The following is a 17,041-nucleotide window of genomic DNA, read 5'->3' as shown; positions in this document are numbered from 1 at the left end:
CCCCGGGATCACCGTCTCGGGGGCTTTCGCGCGCACGGCATCCCGTACCGTCCACCGGCCGGAGAGGCCACTCACATGTTTCTGACGATCAGTACCACCGGCACTCCCGAGCGCCCCGCCACCGACCTCGGCTTCCTGCTGCACAAGCATCCCGAGAAAGCGCAGGCGTTCTCCACCTCCTACGGCAGGGCGCATGTCCTGTACCCCGAGGCGGACGATCAGCGCTGCACGGCGGCGCTGTTGCTGGAGGTCGACGCGGTGGCGCTGGTCAGGCGCGGCAAGGGCAAGGGACGCGGCGGCGCCCCGGACTCGGCGCTCGCGCAGTACGTCAACGACCGCCCCTACGCGGCCTCTTCGCTGCTCGCGGTGGCGCTGAGCGCGGTCTTCTCCAGCGCGATGCGCGGGGTGTGCCAGGCCAGGCCCGAACTCCCGCAGCAGCCGAGGCCGTTGCGGATCGAGGTGCCCGCCCTCCCGGCCCGCGGTGGCCCGGGTCTCGTACGGGCGCTCTTCGAGCCGCTCGGCTGGACCGTGACCGTCGAACCGGTGGCCCTGGACACCGAGTTCCCGGAGTGGGGCGACTCGCGCTACGTCCGCCTCGAACTGGAGTCCACACGGCTCACCGTCGCCGAGGCCCTGCGCCACCTGTACGTCCTTCTCCCCGTCCTCGACGACGCCAAGCACTACTGGGTGGCCCCCGACGAGGTCGACAAGCTGCTCCGGGCCGGTGAGGGCTGGCTGCCCGAGCACCCGGAGCAGAAGCTGATCACCAGCCGCTACCTGTCCCGCCGCTGGTCGCTGACGCGCGAGGCGATGGAACGCCTGGAACTGGTGCGGCTCGCCGAGGCCGACGACAGCGAGGTCGAGGACATCGACAACGCCGTCGAGGCGGAGACCGAGACCGAGGAGAAGCCGACCCCGCTCGCCGTGCAGCGCCGCGAGGCCATCATGGAGGCGCTGCGCGCCGCCGGTGCCGCCCGCGTCCTCGATCTCGGCTGCGGACAGGGCCAGTTGGTACAGGCGCTGCTCAAGGACCCGAAGTTCACCGAGATCGTCGGCGTCGACGTGTCGGTGCGGGCGCTCACCATCGCCTCCCGGCGGCTGAAGCTGGACCGCATGGGGGAGCGGATGGCCTCCCGCGTCCAGCTCTTCCAGGGCTCGCTGGCGTACACCGACAAGCGGCTCAAGGGGTACGACGCCGCCGTGCTCAGCGAGGTGATCGAGCACCTCGACCTGCCCCGGCTGCCCGCCCTGGAGTACGCGGTGTTCGGTGCGGCCCGCCCGCGGACCGTCCTCGTGACGACCCCGAACGTCGAGTACAACGTCCGCTGGGAGTCGCTCCCGGCCGGACACGTCCGGCACGGCGACCACCGCTTCGAGTGGACGCGGGAGGAGTTCCGCACCTGGGCGTCGTCGGTGGCCGAACGGCACGGCTACGGCGTGGAGTTCGTGCCTGTGGGCCCGGACGACCCGGAAGTGGGACCGCCCACGCAGATGGCCGCATTTGTGATCAGGACCGAGAAGGAGGCGAAGGCCGCATGAGCGAGACACAGACCGCGGGACGGGTGCTCCCCGTCACCGACCTCTCCCTCGTCGTCCTCGTCGGTGCCTCCGGCTCCGGCAAGTCCACCTTCGCCCGGCGCCACTTCAAGCCGACCGAGGTGATCTCCTCCGACTTCTGCCGCGGCCTGGTCTCCGACGACGAGAACGACCAGGGCGCCACGAAGGACGCCTTCGACGTCCTGCACTACATCGCGGGCAAGCGTCTGGCAGCCGGCCGCCGCACGGTCGTCGACGCGACCAGCGTGCAGTCCGACTCCCGACGGCAGCTCATCGACCTGGCCAAGCAGTACGACGTGCTGCCCATCGCCATCGTCCTGGACGTGCCCGAGGAGGTGTGCGCCGAGCGCAACGCGGGCCGCAGCGACCGGGCCGACATGCCGGTCCGGGTCATCAAGCGCCACATCCGCGAACTGCGCCGCTCCATCCGCCACCTGGAGCGCGAGGGCTTCCGCAAGGTGCACGTCCTGCGCGGGGTGGCGGAGGTCGAGCACGCCACCGTCGTCACCGAGAAGCGCTTCAACGACCTGACCCACCTGACCGGTCCCTTCGACATCGTCGGCGACATCCACGGCTGCGCCTCGGAACTGGAGTCGCTGCTCGGCAAGTTGGGCTACCTCGACGGCGTCCACCCCGAGGGCCGTACCGCGGTCTTCGTCGGTGACCTCGTCGACCGCGGCCCGGACAGCCCCGGTGTGCTGCGGCGCGTGATGTCGATGGTCAAGTCGGGCAACGCGCTGTGCGTGCCGGGCAACCACGAGAACAAGTACGGCCGTTACCTCAAGGGCCGCAAGGTCCAGCACACCCACGGCCTCGCGGAGACCATCGAGCAGATGGAGGCGGTGTCGGACGAGTTCCGGGCCGAGGTGCGGGAGTTCATCGACGGCCTCGTCAGCCACTACGTCCTCGACGGCGGCCGACTGGTCGTCTGTCACGCCGGTCTGCCGGAGAAGTACCACGGCCGCACCTCCGGCCGCGTCCGCTCGCACGCGCTGTACGGCGACACCACCGGCGAGACCGACGAGTTCGGGCTGCCGGTGCGCTACCCGTGGGCGGAGGACTACCGCGGCCGGGCGGCCGTGGTCTACGGCCACACCCCGGTCCCGGAGGCGACCTGGCTCAACAACACCATCTGCCTGGACACCGGCGCGGTCTTCGGCGGCAAGCTCACGGCGCTGCGCTGGCCGGAGCGCGAGCTCGTCGACGTACCGGCGGAGCGGGTCTGGTACGAGCCGACGAAGCCGCTGAAGTCGGAGGCGCCCGGCGGCCAGGACGGCCGGCCGCTCGACCTGGCCGACGTGCACGGCCGCAGGGCCGTCGAGACCAGGCACTCGGGCCGGGTCGCCGTCCGCGAGGAGAACGCGGCCGCGGCCCTGGAGGTCATGAGCCGCTTCGCGGTGGACCCGCGGCTGCTGCCGTACCTGCCGCCGACCATGGCCCCCACGGCGACCAGCCATGTCGAGGGCTACCTGGAGCACCCGGCGGAGGCGTTCGCGCAGTACGCCGAGGACGGGGTCGAGCGGGTCGTGTGCGAGGAGAAGCACATGGGCTCACGGGCGGTCGCTCTGGTCTGCCGGGACGCGGAGACGGCCCGCAGGCGCTTCGGCGTGGACGGCCCGACGGGCTCGCTCTACACCCGCACCGGCCGCCCGTTCTTCGACGACGAGTCGGTGACCGAGACGATCCTCGACCGGCTGCGGACGGCGATCGCCGAGGCGGGTCTGTGGGCGGAACTCGACACGGACTGGCTGCTGTTGGACGCAGAGCTGATGCCGTGGTCGCTGAAGGCCGCGGGCCTGCTGCGGTCTCAGTACGCGGCCGTCGGCGCCGCGTCCGGCGCGGTGTTCCCGGGCGTGCTGGCCGTGCTGAAGGGTGCCGCGGACCGGGGTGTGGACGTGACGGACCTGCTGGCCCGCCAGCGCGAACGGGCCGACGCGGCAAGCGCGTTCACCGAGGCGTACCGCCGCTACTGCTGGACCACCGACGGCCTGGACGGCGTCCGCCTGGCACCGTTCCAGATCCTCGCGGTCCAGGGCCGCAGTCTCGCGGGGCTGCGGCACGACGAGCAGCTGGCCCTGCTGGACCGCCTGGTGGAGCACGACAGCACGGGCCTGCTCCAGACCACCCGGCGCCTCTACGTCGACACCGGCGACCCGGAGTCGGTGCGGGCGGGCGTGGACTGGTGGCTGGAGATGACCGGCCGCGGCGGCGAGGGCATGGTCGTGAAGCCGCTCGGCGCGGTGGTCCGCAGCACGGAGGGCCGGCTGGTCCAGCCCGGCATCAAGTGCCGCGGCCGGGAGTACCTGCGGATCATCTACGGCCCCGAGTACACCCGCCCGGAGAACCTCGACCGCCTGCGCAAGAGGTTCCTGAACCACAAGCGCTCCCTCGCGATCCGCGAGTACGCCCTGGGTCTGGAGGCCCTGGACCGGCTGGCGGAGGGCGAGCCGCTGTGGCGGGTGCACGAGGCGGTGTTCGGGGTGCTGGCGCTGGAGTCGGAGCCGGTCGACCCACGGCTGTGAGCCGAGGTTCGAGGGGTGAGGGGTGACCTGTCGTCACCCCTCACCCCACCAACCGCAACCGCTCCCCGCACACCCCCACCTCCACGGTCTGTCCCCACGTCAGCTCCAGCGAGTCGCCCTCCATCCCGTCCCCGAAGGCGATCAGACGTTCGGACTCGACGGTGAGGCGGAGGCGGGCCGGGGCGGGGAGTTCGCCCGCGGTCAGGGAGGTGCCGGTGGCCGGGGAGGGCCAGGCCTCGCGGACGAACCAGACCAGGCGGGTCTCCGTCGGCGCCGGCAGCCGCAGGGCACCGCCCCGCTCCTGCCACACGGACCGGAGCCAGCCCGTGGCTCCGGTCCCCGTCCCCACCAGCACCCCGGACGAAGCCTGGGCCTCGACGACACCCCCGTCGCCCTCCAGGCCCAGGCGGTATCTGGCGGTCTGATGACCGGCGGCGCCCAGGTAGATCTCGTTCAGTGCGACGAGCCGCTGGGTGTCGTCCGCGACGGCCTCGACCATCGTCAGCTCATCGACGCCCGCACCGGTCGCCGTCAGCAACTTCGCCGTGTCCCGCGGGCGGTGCCGTACCAGGACACCGGGGTTGCGGCCGGGCTCGGTGTCGATGCCCAGCACCGGCTGGCCGGACAGGTACTTGGCCACGTTCGCCACCAGCCCGTCCTGGCCGACCACGATCACGACGTCCTCGGGAGCGAACAGGAAACGGTCCAGGTCGGCCCGTTCCACCCGGGCCTGACGCCAGGTCAGCGGAATCGCGGAGGTCACCTCGGCGAGTGCCCGGCGGGTGCGCTCATGGCGTTCGGCGACCTCCTCGATGTCCCGGCCCCGGGAGGCGAGGAAGAAGGCGGCCTGGCCGTGGGTGCCGTGGTGGGCCACCAACTCCTCGTACTCCGTGGTGCGATGGACCAGGACGGCCCGCGGCGCGAGACTCACTCCGGCTCCCGCGCGCCCAGTTTGGCCAGGAGCCCGGTCAGCACGTCCGGGGAGATCGTCAGGCTGTCGATGTGCGGCAGGTTCTCCGCGAGCCGGGTTCCGGTCAGGGCGTGCAGGGTGGCGACCTCGACGTCCTCGTGCACCTTCAGCCAGGCGGCCTGCGCCTGCGCCTTCGCGTCGCCGACCGCGCGCACTCCCTCGGCCTCCGCGCGGGCGAGCCGTACCGAACGCGTCGCCTCCGCCTCGGCCCGTACCGCGTCCGCCGCCGCGTGTTCCTCCGCCTCCCGGCGTGCGTTGGTGCCCCGCTGCTCCACCAACTGCTCCTCGCGGCGAGCGAGTTCGATCTGACTGGCCAGTTCGTTCTCGGCGATGGCCCGCTCGCGCTCCACGGCGACGGCCCGCCGTTCGTAGGTCGCCCTGTCGGCCTCCTGCTGGATCTGTTCACGGGCCGGGGTGCGCAGGGCCCGTTCCACCTCCGGTTCGGGGCGCAGCGCCATCACGCGTACGGCGACCACCTCGATGCCGGTGGCCGGCAACCGTGGCTCGGCGCCGAGGCCCGCCGCGATCCGCTCGCGCACCGCCGAGACTCCGTCCACCAGTGCGGAGGACAGGGAGGTCCGGGTCAGCACGTCCAGCGCGTGCTGCTGGGCCGTCTCCGTGAGCAGTGTGCCCAGCTGCTCCAGGGGCGCGCCCCGCCACACTCCGGTGTCCGGGTCGATCGAGAAGTCCAGGCGGGCGGCGGCGAGGGCCGGGTCACCGATCCGGTAGGTCACGGTCGCCTGCACCGCCACGTCCTGGAAGTCGGACGTACGGGCATGGAAGGTCATGGCCAACTCACGGTCGTCCACGGGGACTTCGGAGAGCGCGGCCGTCAGTGCGCGGAACCAGAAGCTGAGCCCCGGACCGTCGTGCAGCAACTCGCCGCCGCGGTGGTGCCGGATGTGCGCCGTGGGCGCGCCGCGCAGATGGCGCCAGCCGAGGCGCCGGGTGATGTCGGCCATCGAACTCCCTCTTTTCGTCTGTGAGACGATAACCAGGGTGTGCACTTGTCGTCAAGAGGACGAGAACAAGAAAGCCAGGCGGACGGAGGGGTCAAGAGGCCCCCGGGTGGTCAGGATGGAGGCATGGGATTCCATGTCGACTCCGAAGCCGGGCGGCTCAGCCGCGTCATCCTGCACCGGCCGGATCTCGAGCTCAAAAGGCTCACCCCCAGCAACAAGGACGCACTGCTCTTCGACGACGTGCTGTGGGTGCGCCGGGCGCGCGCCGAGCACGACGGGTTCGCCGACGTGCTGCGTGACCGCGGTGTCGCCGTGCACCTCTTCGGCGACCTGCTCACCGAGGCCCTGGAGATCCCGGCGGCCCGTTCGCTCGTCCTCGACCGGGTCTTCGACGAGAAGGAGTACGGCCCGCTGGCCACCGACCACCTCAGGTCCTCCTTCGAGGCGCTGCCCGCCGGGGAACTCGCCGAGGCCCTTGTCGGCGGCATGACCAAGCGGGAGTTCCTGGACGCGCACCCGGAGCCGACCTCCGTGCGCTTCCATGTCATGGACCTCGACGACTTCCTCCTCGCCCCGCTGCCCAACCACCTCTTCACCCGCGACACCTCCGCCTGGATATACGACGGGGTCTCCGTCAATGCCATGAAGTGGCCCGCCCGGCAGCGCGAGACGGTCCACTTCGAGGCGATCTACCGCCACCACCCGCTCTTCCGTGACGAGACGTTCCACCTCTGGTCGGAGGGTCAGGCCGACTACCCGTCCACCATCGAGGGCGGCGACGTCCTTGTCATCGGCAACGGCGCCGTCCTCATCGGCATGAGCGAGCGGACCACGCCCCAGGCCGTCGAGATGCTCGCGCACAAGCTGTTCGCCGAGGGCTCCGCGCAGTCGATCGTGGCCCTCGACATGCCGAAGCGGCGGGCCTTCATGCATCTCGACACCGTGATGACGATGGTCGACGGCGACACCTTCACCCAGTACGCCGGGCTCGGCATGCTCCGGTCGTACACCATCGAACCGGGCGCCGGCGACAAGGAGCTCAAGGTGACCGACCACCCGCCGGAGCACATGCACCGCGCGATCGCCGCCGCGCTCGGGCTCAGCGAGATCCGGGTCCTGACCGCCACCCAGGACGTGCACGCGGCCGAGCGCGAGCAGTGGGACGACGGCTGCAACGTCCTCGCTGTCGAGCCGGGTGTCGTCGTCGCCTACGAGCGCAACGCCACCACCAACACGCATCTGCGCAAGCAGGGCATCGAGGTCATCGAGATCCCGGGCAGCGAGCTGGGGCGGGGGAGAGGCGGACCGCGCTGCATGAGCTGCCCGGTGGAGAGGGAGGCTGTATAGAAATGCTGAATATCGTATAGACTTCCAGTGTCCCTGTTCCCGTCCCTCTGGAGCGCCCCCATGGCGACTGTTCCCACCGCCCTCGCCGGGCGCCATTTCCTCAAGGAGCTCGACTTCACGGCCGAGGAGTTCCTCGACATGGTCGAGCTGGCGGCCGAGCTGAAGGCCGCCAAGAAGGCGGGGTCCGAGACGCGGCACCTGAGCGGGAAGAACATCGCGCTGATCTTCGAGAAGACCTCGACCCGCACCCGCTGCGCGTTCGAGGTCGCCGCGGCGGACCAGGGCGCCTCGACGACTTACCTCGACCCGTCCGGCTCGCAGATCGGGCACAAGGAGTCCGTGCGCGACACCGCGCGCGTGCTCGGCCGTATGTACGACGGGATCGAGTACCGCGGGGACAGCCAGCAGAAGGTGGAGGAGCTGGCCGCGTACGCCGGGGTTCCGGTGTACAACGGGCTCACCGACGACTGGCACCCCACACAGATGCTGGCCGACGTGCTGACGATGACCGAGAACACCGCGAAGCCGGTCCGGGAGATCGCCTTCGCCTACCTCGGCGACGCGCGGTTCAACATGGGCAACTCGTATCTGATCACCGGTGCGCTGCTCGGCATGGATGTGCGGATCGTCGCGCCCAAGAGCTACTGGCCCGCGCAGGAGGTCGTCGAGCGGGCGCGGGCGCTCGCCGTGGACAGCGGGGCGCGGATCACCCTCACCGAGTCGCTGGACGAGGGGGTGCGGGGGGCGGACTTCGTCGCCACCGACGTCTGGGTCTCCATGGGGGAGCCGAAGGACGTGTGGGACGAGCGGATCGCCGCGCTCTCGCCGTACGCCGTGACCATGGACGTGCTGCGGGCCACGGGGAACGCGGACGTCAAGTTCCTGCACTGCCTGCCCGCCTTCCACGACCTGGGTACGAAGGTGGGGCAGGAGATCTTCGAGACCCACGGCCTGGAGTCCCTGGAGGTCACGGACGAGGTGTTCGAGTCGGCGTACTCGGTCGTGTTCGACGAGGCGGAGAACCGTCTGCACACGATCAAGGCGGTGCTGGTCGCGACGCTGGCCTGAGCGTCACGCCGGGTGCCACTGAGGCGGCACCACCGACAGACGGAACCACACCGCCTTGCCGGTCTCGGTCGGGCGGTGACCGCACGACGAACTGAGCGCCCTGATCAGGAGCAGTCCCCGGCCGTGCTCCTGCCAGGGGTCCGGGTCCCTGGTGTCCGGCTGGGTGAGGTGCCCCGGGGGTGCCGGGTCCGGGTCGTGCACCTCCACCTGGCAGCCGGTCGGCAGCAGCTCCACGACCAGCTCTATCGGGCTGTCGCCGGCCGTGTGCTCCACGGCGTTCGCCACCAGCTCGGCCGTCAGCAGCTCCACGGTGTCGCAGTCCGCCCCGTGCTCCAGCTCGGCCAGCGCGGTGCGGACCAGAGCGCGCGCCACGGGCACGGCCGCGGCGGAATGCGGCAGTGCGATGCGCCAGGAGGCGGAGGCCGGAGGGCGATCTTGCAAGGCGGTTCCGTTCATGAGCAGGCTGTCCTGCTTTCAACCTGATGAATGGTACGGCGCCGTCGGCAGAGGCGACCGGCGGGACCGTACGGGACCTTCGGCCCCGTTGGCAGGCGGCTTACCCGTAGCAACGGCTTGCCTCTCACCGCTGATCCCGCCGTTGCCCCTCTGTCGACGAGCCGTGACGGATGTGACGGGCCCAGGTCACATCCGGACGTGCCGAGGACGCATTCGGACGTCTGTATCGCGCACTCGTGACGGTAGTCAAAGATGGGTGATAACTTCGAAGGGCAGAGCGCACCTCGAACCTCGCACCCAGCCCGAGCACGAGGAGGCCGCACGGACATGAGCCCCTTCACCGGCTCCGCCGCCCGCACCCCCGACTGGCAGCACCTGCGCGTCGACCTCGCCGACGGGGTCGCCACGGTCACCATCGCCCGCCCCGACAAACTCAACGCGCTCACCTTCGGCGCCTACGCCGACCTGCGCGACCTGCTCGCCGAACTGTCCCGCGAGCGTTCCGTCCGGGCCCTGGTCCTGGCCGGCGAGGGTCGCGGTTTCTGCTCCGGCGGAGACGTCGACGAGATCATCGGCGCGACCCTCGCCATGGACACGGCCCAGCTCCTCGACTTCAACCGGATGACGGGCCAGGTGGTGCGGGCCGTACGGGAGTGCCCGTTCCCGGTGATCGCGGCCGTGCACGGGGTGGCTGCGGGCGCGGGAGCCGTACTGGCCCTGGCCGCCGACTTCCGGGTGGCCGACCCGTCGGCCCGGTTCGCGTTCCTGTTCACCAGGGTCGGCCTGTCCGGCGGTGACATGGGCGCGGCCTATCTGCTGCCTCGCGTGGTCGGCCTCGGCCACGCCACCCGCCTGCTCATGCTCGGCGAACCGGTCCGCGCACCCGAGGCCGAGCGCATCGGCCTGATCAGCGAACTGACCGAGGAGGGCGGCGCCGACGAGGCCGCCCGAGCGCTGGCCCACCGCCTGGCAACCGGCCCGGCACTGGCGTACGCCCAGACGAAGGCACTGCTGACGGCCGAGCTGGACATGCCGCTGGCGGCTTCGGTGGAACTGGACGCCTCGACCCAGGCGCTGCTGATGAACGGCGAGGACTACCGGGAGTTCCACGCGGCGTTCACGGAGAAGAGGCCGCCGAAGTGGAGCGGACGGTGAACCCCCTCCGCGTGGCGGTCATCGGCGGTGGTCCGGGCGGACTCTACGCGGCCGCCCTGCTGAAACGTCTCGACCCGGCCCGCGAGATCACCGTCTGGGAACGCAACGCCCCCGACGACACCTTCGGCTTCGGCGTGGTCCTCTCCGACGAGACCCTCGGCGGCATCGAGCACGCGGACCCGGTGGTCTACCAGGCGATGCAGTCCGACTTCGTCCGCTGGGACGACATCGACGTCGTGCGCCGGGGCGTACGCCACACCTCCGGAGGCCACGGCTTCGCCGCCCTCGGCCGCAGACGACTCCTCGAGATCCTGCACGACCGCTGCCGTACTCTCGGCGTGGACCTCCGCTTCCGTACGGAGGCCCCGGCCGGCCTCGAAGAGACGCATGACCTCGTCATCGCCGCCGACGGAGTCAACAGCACCACACGCGGGGCCCACGCCCATGTGTTCCGCCCCCATGTGACCCCGCACCACTGCCGCTACATCTGGCTCGCCGCCGACTTCGCCTTCGACGCCTTCCGGTTCGAGATCGCCGAGACCGGACACGGCGTGATGCAACTCCACGGCTACCCCTATGCCCCCGACGCCTCCACCGTGATCATCGAGATGCGCGAGGAGGTCTGGAGGGCCGCCGGCTTCGACGAGGTCACCCCGCGGGAGTCGACGGAGAGCTGCGCCAAGATCTTCCCGGAGGCACTGCGCGGCCGCCCCCTGCGCTCCAACAACTCCACGTGGACCACCTTTCGCACGGTGGTCAACGAACACTGGTCGCACGGCAACACCGTGCTGCTCGGCGACGCGGCCCACACCGCCCACTTCTCCATCGGCTCCGGCACCAAGCTCGCCGTGGAGGACGCCCTCGCCCTGGCCGCCTGCCTGGAGGAACAGCCTTCACTGGAAGGAGCGTTGGCGGCCTACGAGGAGGAGCGCAAACCCGTCGTCACCTCCACGCAACGCGCCGCCCGCGCCAGCCTGGAGTGGTTCGAGAACCTCGGCCTGTACCTCGACCAGCCGCCCCGCCAGTTCGCCTTCAACCTGCTCACCCGCAGCCGCCGGGTCACCCACGACAACCTGCGGCTGCGCGACCCGCGCTTCACCGGCGCCGTGGAGCGTGAGTTCGGCTGCCCGCCCGGCACACCCCCGATGTTCACCCCGTTCCGGCTGCGCGGTCTGACCCTGCGCAACCGGGTCGTGGTCTCGCCGATGGACATGTACTCCGCCACCGACGGCGTCCCCGGCGACTTCCACCTCGTCCACCTGGGCGCCCGGGCCCTCGGCGGCGCCGGGCTGGTGATGACCGAGATGGTGTGCGTCTCGCCCGAGGGACGCATCACACCCGGCTGCACCGGCCTCTACAACGGCAGGCAGGCCGAGGCCTGGAAGCGGATCACGAACTTCGTGCACGCGCAGTCACCGGGCACCGCGATCGGCCTTCAGCTCGGCCACAGCGGCCGCAAGGGCTCGACCAAGCTGATGTGGGAGGGCATCGACGAGCCGCTTCCGGAGGGCAACTGGCCTCTCGTGGCGCCGTCCCCGATCCCGTACAAGCCCTTCAACCAGACCCCGCGCGAGCTCAGCCGCGCCCAACTGACCGACCTGCGCGAGCAGTTCACCGCGGCCGCCTGGCGTGCCGCCCGGGCCGGCTTCGACCTCCTCGAACTGCACTGCGCCCACGGCTACCTGCTCTCCGGCTTCCTCTCCCCGCTGACCAACCGGCGCACGGACGCCTACGGCGGCTCGCTCGCCAAGCGTCTGCGCTTCCCGCTCGAAGTCTTCGACGCCGTCAGGGGAGTGTGGCCGCAGGAACGGCCCATGACCGTCCGTATCTCCGCCACCGACTGGGCCGAGGGCGGAAACACGGCCGAGGACGCCGTCGAGATCGCCCGCGCCTTCGCCGCGCACGGCGCCGACGCGATCGACGTGTCGACCGGGCAGGTCGTGGCCGAGGAACACCCGGAGTACGGGCGCTCGTACCAGACGCCGTACGCCGACCGGATCCGCCACGAGACCGGCGTCCCGGTGATCGCGGTCGGCGCCATCTCCTCCTGGGACGACGTCAACTCCCTGATCCTGGCCGGGCGTACGGACCTGTGCGCGCTGGCCCGACCGCATCTCTACGACCCGCACTGGACCCTGCACGCGGCCGCCGAGCAGGGGTACGACGGTCCCGGCGTCGTCTGGCCGGACCCGTACCGCGCGGGCAGCCGCCGGCCCCGGACCGGCCGCACGGACGCTCCCAAGCCCCGGCTCACGCTGGGGACTTGAGAGGGACCACCTCAGGTGAGTTCGACCATGATCCGGTCGTCCGGATTCACAGGCCGGCGAACGTCGCTCCCGCGTCCCGCAGCCGCTCGTGCAGGCCCCGGAACACCGTCGCCGCCCGCTCGCCCGGCCAGTCCTCCGGGAGCAGGGCGGCGGGCAGGCCGGGGTCGGCGTAGGGGAGATGGCGCCAGGAGTCGAGGGCGAGGAGGTAGTCCCGGTAGGCCTCCTCCGGTGGCGTGTCGGCCCGGTCCTCCCAGTCGCGCAGCACGCGCGCGTGGCGGTCCAGGAACGCCTCGTGCTCCTTGGCGATCGCCGCCAGGTCCCACCAGCGGGCCACCGCCTCCGCGGTCGCCGCGAAACCGAGATGCTCGCCGCGGAAGAAGTCCACGTACGGGTCGAGCCGCAGCCGCTGGAGGGTGTGCCGGGCCTCCTCGTACAGCCGCGCGGGGGCGATCCACACCCCGGGGGCCGCCGTGCCGAAGCCGAGTCCGGCCAGTCGGGAGCGCAGCACGTGCCGCTTCTGCCGCTCGGACTCGGGCACGGAGAACACGGCGAGCACCCAGCCCTCGTCCTCGGGCGGGGTCACCGCGTAGATGCGCCGGTCGCCGTCGTCGAGCAACTGGCGGGCGTCCGGGGACAGTTCGTACCCGGCGGCGCCCCGCTCCGTGCGGGCCGGCAGCAGCAGCCCGCGCCGCTTGAGGCGGGACACCGACGAGCGTACGGAGGGGGCGTCCACGCCGACCGCGGCCAGCAGCCGGATCAGCTCGGCGACGGGCACGGGGCCCGGCATGAAGCGGCCGTAGGCTCCGTAGAGCGTGACGATGAGAGACCGTGGTGCATGCTGGTCGGACACGTTGATCATCTTAGGTCGTGTGGATCACTGCTGGTCACCATCGGTGCGCAACCTGAACCGCTGGAGTTTGCCGGTCGCCGTGCGCGGCAGCGCGTCCAGGAAGACGATCTCGCGCGGGCATTTGTAGGGCGCCAGTTCGGCCTTGACGAAGGTGCGCAGCGCCTCGGCGTCACGCTCGGCGCCCTCCCTGAGGACGGCGAAGGCGACGACGACCTGACCGCGCGCCTCGTCGGGCCGCCCCACGACCGCCGCCTCCACCACGTCCGGGTGGCGCAGCAGGGCGTCCTCGACCTCGGGTCCGGCGATGTTGTACCCCGCGGAGATGATCATGTCGTCCGCGCGGGCCACATAGCGGAAGTAACCGTCGTTCTCGCGGATGTATGTGTCGCCGGTGATGTTCCAGCCGTGCCGCACGTACTCGCGCTGGCGCGGATCGGCGAGGTAGCGGCAGCCGACGGGTCCGCGTACGGCGAGCAGTCCGGGCTCGCCGTCGGGCAGTTCGCGACCTGTCCCGTCGACCACGCGCGCGTGCCAGCCGGGTACGGGCAGCCCGGTCGTGCCGGGCCGGATGTGCTCGTCGGCCGCGGAGATGAAGATGTGCAGCAGCTCGGTGGCGCCGATGCCGTTGACGATCCGCAGCCCGGTCCGCTCCTGCCAGGCCCGCCAGGTGCCCGCGGGCAGGTTCTCACCGGCGGAGACACAGCGGCGCAGGGACGAGATGTCGTACGCGTCGAGCTCGTCGAGCATGGCGCGGTAGGCGGTGGGGGCGGTGAACAGGACGGAGACGCGGTGCTCGGCGATCGCCGGCAGCAGCTGCTTCGGGTGGGCCTGTTCGAGGAGGAGGGAGCTGGCGCCCGCGCGCATCGGGAAGATCACCAGACCGCCGAGACCGAAGGTGAAGCCGAGTGGGGGACTGCCGGTGAACACGTCGTCCACATGGGGTCGCAGCACATGTTTGGAGAAGGTGTCGGCTATCGTGAGCACATCCCGGTGGAAGTGCATACAGCCCTTGGGGCGTCCGGTGGTGCCGGAGGTGAAGGCGATCAGCGCCACGTCGTCGGCCGCGGTCGCAACGGCGGGGTACGGCGTCCCGGGCGCCTCGCGGTTCAGCAGGTCGTCGGGGGCGTCGCCGCCGTACGTCGTGATCCTGAGGCCCGGTATCTCGGCCTTGGCGAGATCGTCCACGGCGCGTATGTCGCACAGGGCGTGCTCTATGCGCGCGATCTCGCACATCGTGGCCAGCTCCTGCGGGCGCTGCTGGGCCAGCACCGTCACGGCGACCGCGCCCGCCTTCAGCACCGCGAGCCAGCAGGCCGCGAGCCAGGGGGTGGTCGGGCCGCGCAGCAGCACCCGGTTGCCCGGGACGACTCCGAGGTCACCGGTGAGGAGATGCGCGAGCCGGTCGACACGGGCGCGGAGTGTGGCGTACGTCCATGTGTCCCCGGCAGGGGTGTGGAACGCCGGGCGGTCGTCGGGCGGCCCCGTCAGCAGTTCGGCGGCACAGTTCAGCCGATCGGGGTATTGCAGCTCCGGAAGGTCGAAGCGGAGCTGCGGCCACTCGTCGGGGGGCGGGAGGTGGTCGCGCGCGAAGGTGTCGACGTGGGCCGAGGCGTTCATGGCGGGTCGCCCCCTTGCCTTGTGGGCCGCGTGGGCCGCCTTGTGGGCGTCGATGGTGGGCTCGCACAAGGAGCGTATCGTGTTGGTGACGACAGTCAACGGCGCGCGATACTGTCGTAGGGTCCTGAGGACGAGAGGGGACCGGCAATGCCCGCATTCTCGCTCGAACCGTCACAGACCGCCCGATGTGCTCAGCTGCGCACCCTCGCCGCGGAACGGCTGCGCCCGCTCGCGGAGAAGGGCGAGCCGGGCCGTGTGAACCGTCCGATGGTCGCCGAGCTCGGCCGACTGGGCCTGCTGGAGCGGCTGTTCACCTCCGGCGCCCTGGACCTCTGCCTGATGCGGGAGTCCCTCGCGTACGCCTGCACGGAGGCCGAGACGGCCCTCGCCCTCCAGGGCCTCGGCGCCCACTCCGTGCACGCCTATGGCACCCCGGCCCAGCGGGAGCGCTGGCTGCCGGCTGTCGGCGAGGGCAGCGCGGTGGCCGCGTTCGCGCTGAGTGAGCCGGGGGCGGGCTCGGACGCGGCGGCCCTGTCCCTGTCCGCCGAGCCCGACGGCCCCTCCCGCTGGCGGCTCACCGGGGAGAAGTGCTGGATCTCCAACGCCCCCGAGGCCGACTTCTACACCGTCTTCGCCCGGACCACCCCCGGCGCCGGAGCCCGCGGAGTGACCGCGTTCCTTGTGCCCGCCGACCGCCCCGGACTCACCGGCACCGCCCTCGACATGCTCTCCCCGCACCCCATCGGCGCCCTCGCCCTCGACGCCGTACCGGTGAGCGCCGACGACGTTCTCGGCGAGGTCGACCGAGGCTTCCGGGTCGCCATGGGCACCCTCAACCTCTTCCGGCCCAGCGTCGGCGCCTTCGCGCTCGGCATGGCGCAGGCGGCGCTGGACGCCACCCTCGCCCACACCTCCCGACGGGACGCCTTCGGCGGCAAGCTGCGGGACCTGCAGAGTGTGGCCCACGCGGTCGCCGAGATGGCCCTGCGCACGGACGCGGCCCGCCTCATGGTGTACGCGGCGGCGACGGCGTACGACGAAGGCGCCCCGGACGTGCCCAAGCGCGCGGCGATGGCGAAACTGCTCGCCACCGAGACCGCGCAGTACGTCGTCGACACCGCGGTCCAACTCCACGGCGCGCGCGCCCTGCGACGCGGGCACCTGCTGGAGCACCTGTACCGGGAGGTGCGCGCCCCGCGTATCTACGAAGGGGCCAGCGAGGTCCAACGGGGCATCATCGCCAAGGAGTTGTACGCCGAACTGGAGGTCTCGTGAGCGCCGAGCGCATCAACCCGCCCGAACTGTCCCCGCCCACCGGGTTCTCGCACGCGGTCGTCGCCACCGGCTCACGGGTCGTCTTCCTGGCGGGGCAGACGGCCCTGGACGCCGACGGCAAGGTGGTGGGCGACTCCCTGCCGGAGCAGTTCGAGAAGGCTCTCACCAACCTCCTCACCGCCCTCGCGGCGGCCGGCGGTACCCCGTCCGACCTCGCCCGTGTCACCGTCTACGCCACCGACATCGCCGCCTACCGCACCCACGCCCGCGAACTCGGCCGAATCTGGCGGGAGTTGGCGGGCCGTGACTATCCCGCGATGGCCGTCGTCGAGGTCGTACGGCTGTGGGACGACCAGGCCGCGGTGGAACTCGACGGCTTCGCGGTGCTGCCCTAGCGGGGCGGGGCGGTCGTGCGCCGTCCACCGGCGGACGCGAGCCCTGGGGTTGAAGCTGCCGCACAGGGTCTCGGCAGGCGGCTGCGGTCCGGCCACCGCCAACGCTCGCCGCCCGGTCGACACCATCGTCCAGGGGCCGGTGCGGCGCGGCTACCGCGCTCCGCCACCGCGCGTCGTGTGAGCGCGTCGCGGCGAGGGGGTCAGGCGGCGACGGCCAGCTGTCCGGTCGGCACCCGGTGCGGCGCGACGATGCGGCCGTCCGGCAGCAGCTCGCCCGTGTCGTCGAAGACGATCGCGCCGTTGCACAGCAGGTTCCAGCCCTGCTCGGGGTGGGCGGCCACGATGTGCGGGGTGGCGCTGTCGGACGAAGCGCACGAAGACCGGTGAGAACACATGGCGCACCTCCATATTTGTTGGACCGTCCCTATGGGGCCCGTATCCGTATGGGTAGACCATGCTCCCGTCGCGAACTCATCGGAACGGCCCGACGTGAAGCGTGACAACACGCGGACAACTCTCGGACGGTTCCACGACGCTCGGTGCGGACTCGCCACCGAAGGAGTGACGATCACGGCTGTCAGGGCGTGTTCCCGGTAGCAG

General features: G+C 71.4%; 14 protein-coding genes. 8 read left to right on the top strand and 6 right to left on the bottom strand.

Annotated features, from left to right (window positions below; genetic code table 11):
• Positions 1-75: 75 nt before the first annotated feature.
• A complete protein-coding gene (locus ABZT93_RS17700; protein WP_356105280.1) occupies positions 76-1,539 on the top strand; it encodes a 3' terminal RNA ribose 2'-O-methyltransferase Hen1 in 1,464 nt (487 codons plus the stop codon).
• A complete protein-coding gene (locus ABZT93_RS17695; RefSeq protein WP_356105277.1) occupies positions 1,536-4,079 on the top strand; it encodes a polynucleotide kinase-phosphatase in 2,544 nt (847 codons plus the stop codon). Before ABZT93_RS17700 ends, ABZT93_RS17695 begins: the two co-directional genes overlap by 4 nt.
• 40 nt (positions 4,080-4,119) lie before the next feature.
• Here ABZT93_RS17695 and ABZT93_RS17690 read toward each other — a convergent pair whose 3' ends face one another.
• Positions 4,120-5,010 (bottom strand): hypothetical protein, encoded by an 891-nt coding sequence (locus tag ABZT93_RS17690; protein WP_356105274.1) that lies wholly within the window; start codon positions 5,008-5,010, stop codon positions 4,120-4,122.
• A complete protein-coding gene (locus ABZT93_RS17685) occupies positions 5,007-6,011 on the bottom strand; it encodes an SPFH domain-containing protein (protein ID WP_356105271.1) in 1,005 nt (334 codons plus the stop codon). The genes ABZT93_RS17690 and ABZT93_RS17685 overlap by 4 nt, the downstream gene beginning before the upstream one ends.
• A gap of 123 nt (positions 6,012-6,134) precedes the next feature.
• On the opposite strand from ABZT93_RS17685, the gene ABZT93_RS17680 reads away from it, so the two are divergent.
• The gene (locus ABZT93_RS17680; protein WP_356105269.1) at positions 6,135-7,358 is read left to right on the top strand and encodes an arginine deiminase; all 1,224 of its coding nucleotides are present in this window, start codon (positions 6,135-6,137) and stop codon (positions 7,356-7,358) included.
• A 60-nt stretch (positions 7,359-7,418) separates the two neighbouring features.
• Positions 7,419-8,426, top strand: coding sequence for an ornithine carbamoyltransferase (gene argF, locus ABZT93_RS17675; protein ID WP_356105266.1), 1,008 nt, complete (start codon positions 7,419-7,421; stop codon positions 8,424-8,426).
• Positions 8,427-8,429: 3 nt separating this feature from the next.
• On the opposite strand, the gene ABZT93_RS17670 is transcribed toward argF, so the two are convergent.
• On the bottom strand, positions 8,430-8,882 hold the full coding sequence (locus tag ABZT93_RS17670; RefSeq protein WP_356105264.1) for an ATP-binding protein: 453 nt from the start codon (positions 8,880-8,882) through the stop codon (positions 8,430-8,432).
• A gap of 327 nt (positions 8,883-9,209) precedes the next feature.
• Here ABZT93_RS17670 and ABZT93_RS17665 point away from each other — a divergent pair, with 327 nt between their 5' ends.
• Positions 9,210-10,037 (top strand): enoyl-CoA hydratase family protein, encoded by an 828-nt coding sequence (locus tag ABZT93_RS17665; protein WP_356105261.1) that lies wholly within the window; start codon positions 9,210-9,212, stop codon positions 10,035-10,037.
• Entirely contained in the window at positions 10,034-12,304 is a 2,271-nt protein-coding gene (locus ABZT93_RS17660; RefSeq protein ID WP_356105258.1) for a bifunctional salicylyl-CoA 5-hydroxylase/oxidoreductase, read from the top strand. Before ABZT93_RS17665 ends, ABZT93_RS17660 begins: the two co-directional genes overlap by 4 nt.
• 46 nt (positions 12,305-12,350) lie before the next feature.
• Here ABZT93_RS17660 and ABZT93_RS17655 read toward each other — a convergent pair whose 3' ends face one another.
• Both ABZT93_RS17655 and ABZT93_RS17650 read right to left on the bottom strand, forming a co-directional pair.
• Positions 12,351-13,163: a PaaX family transcriptional regulator C-terminal domain-containing protein gene (locus tag ABZT93_RS17655; protein ID WP_356105256.1), complete on the bottom strand. Its 813-nt coding sequence runs from the start codon at positions 13,161-13,163 to the stop codon at positions 12,351-12,353.
• Between the two features lie 15 nt (positions 13,164-13,178).
• Positions 13,179-14,771 (bottom strand): AMP-binding protein, encoded by a 1,593-nt coding sequence (locus tag ABZT93_RS17650; RefSeq protein WP_356105373.1) that lies wholly within the window; start codon positions 14,769-14,771, stop codon positions 13,179-13,181.
• Between the two features lie 147 nt (positions 14,772-14,918).
• Here ABZT93_RS17650 and ABZT93_RS17645 point away from each other — a divergent pair, with 147 nt between their 5' ends.
• Positions 14,919-16,046: an acyl-CoA dehydrogenase gene (locus tag ABZT93_RS17645; protein WP_356105253.1), complete on the top strand. Its 1,128-nt coding sequence runs from the start codon at positions 14,919-14,921 to the stop codon at positions 16,044-16,046.
• Positions 16,043-16,441 (top strand): RidA family protein, encoded by a 399-nt coding sequence (locus ABZT93_RS17640; RefSeq protein WP_356105250.1) that lies wholly within the window; start codon positions 16,043-16,045, stop codon positions 16,439-16,441. The genes ABZT93_RS17645 and ABZT93_RS17640 overlap by 4 nt, the downstream gene beginning before the upstream one ends.
• Positions 16,442-16,641: 200 nt before the next feature.
• On the opposite strand, the gene ABZT93_RS17635 is transcribed toward ABZT93_RS17640, so the two are convergent.
• Positions 16,642-16,836 (bottom strand): DUF5999 family protein, encoded by a 195-nt coding sequence (locus ABZT93_RS17635; RefSeq protein ID WP_356105248.1) that lies wholly within the window; start codon positions 16,834-16,836, stop codon positions 16,642-16,644.
• Positions 16,837-17,041: the final 205 nt, after the last annotated feature.

Origin of the sequence: Streptomyces sp. NPDC005303 (assembly GCF_040607335.1) — a bacterium.
Lineage (GTDB): Bacteria > Actinomycetota > Actinomycetes > Streptomycetales > Streptomycetaceae > Streptomyces.
Note: the sequence above shows the minus strand (reverse complement) of the source record. Positions and strands in the feature narration are given on the sequence as shown.

What these genes read in the sequence shown, in the direction of transcription:
- ABZT93_RS17635 (WP_356105248.1), bottom strand. Translation starts at nt 16,836, where the DNA reads ATGTGTTCTCACCGGTCTTCGTGCGCTTCGTCCGACAGCGCCACCCCG.
- ABZT93_RS17670 (WP_356105264.1), bottom strand. Translation starts at nt 8,882, where the DNA reads ATGAACGGAACCGCCTTGCAAGATCGCCCTCCGGCCTCCGCCTCCTGG.
- ABZT93_RS17655 (WP_356105256.1), bottom strand. Translation starts at nt 13,163, where the DNA reads ATGATCAACGTGTCCGACCAGCATGCACCACGGTCTCTCATCGTCACG.
- ABZT93_RS17650 (WP_356105373.1), bottom strand. Translation starts at nt 14,771, where the DNA reads ATGAACGCCTCGGCCCACGTCGACACCTTCGCGCGCGACCACCTCCCG.
- ABZT93_RS17695 (WP_356105277.1), top strand. Translation starts at nt 1,536, where the DNA reads ATGAGCGAGACACAGACCGCGGGACGGGTGCTCCCCGTCACCGACCTC.
- ABZT93_RS17685 (WP_356105271.1), bottom strand. Translation starts at nt 6,011, where the DNA reads ATGGCCGACATCACCCGGCGCCTCGGCTGGCGCCATCTGCGCGGCGCG.
- ABZT93_RS17700 (WP_356105280.1), top strand. Translation starts at nt 76, where the DNA reads ATGTTTCTGACGATCAGTACCACCGGCACTCCCGAGCGCCCCGCCACC.
- ABZT93_RS17665 (WP_356105261.1), top strand. Translation starts at nt 9,210, where the DNA reads ATGAGCCCCTTCACCGGCTCCGCCGCCCGCACCCCCGACTGGCAGCAC.
- argF (WP_356105266.1), top strand. Translation starts at nt 7,419, where the DNA reads ATGGCGACTGTTCCCACCGCCCTCGCCGGGCGCCATTTCCTCAAGGAG.
- ABZT93_RS17645 (WP_356105253.1), top strand. Translation starts at nt 14,919, where the DNA reads ATGCCCGCATTCTCGCTCGAACCGTCACAGACCGCCCGATGTGCTCAG.
- ABZT93_RS17680 (WP_356105269.1), top strand. Translation starts at nt 6,135, where the DNA reads ATGGGATTCCATGTCGACTCCGAAGCCGGGCGGCTCAGCCGCGTCATC.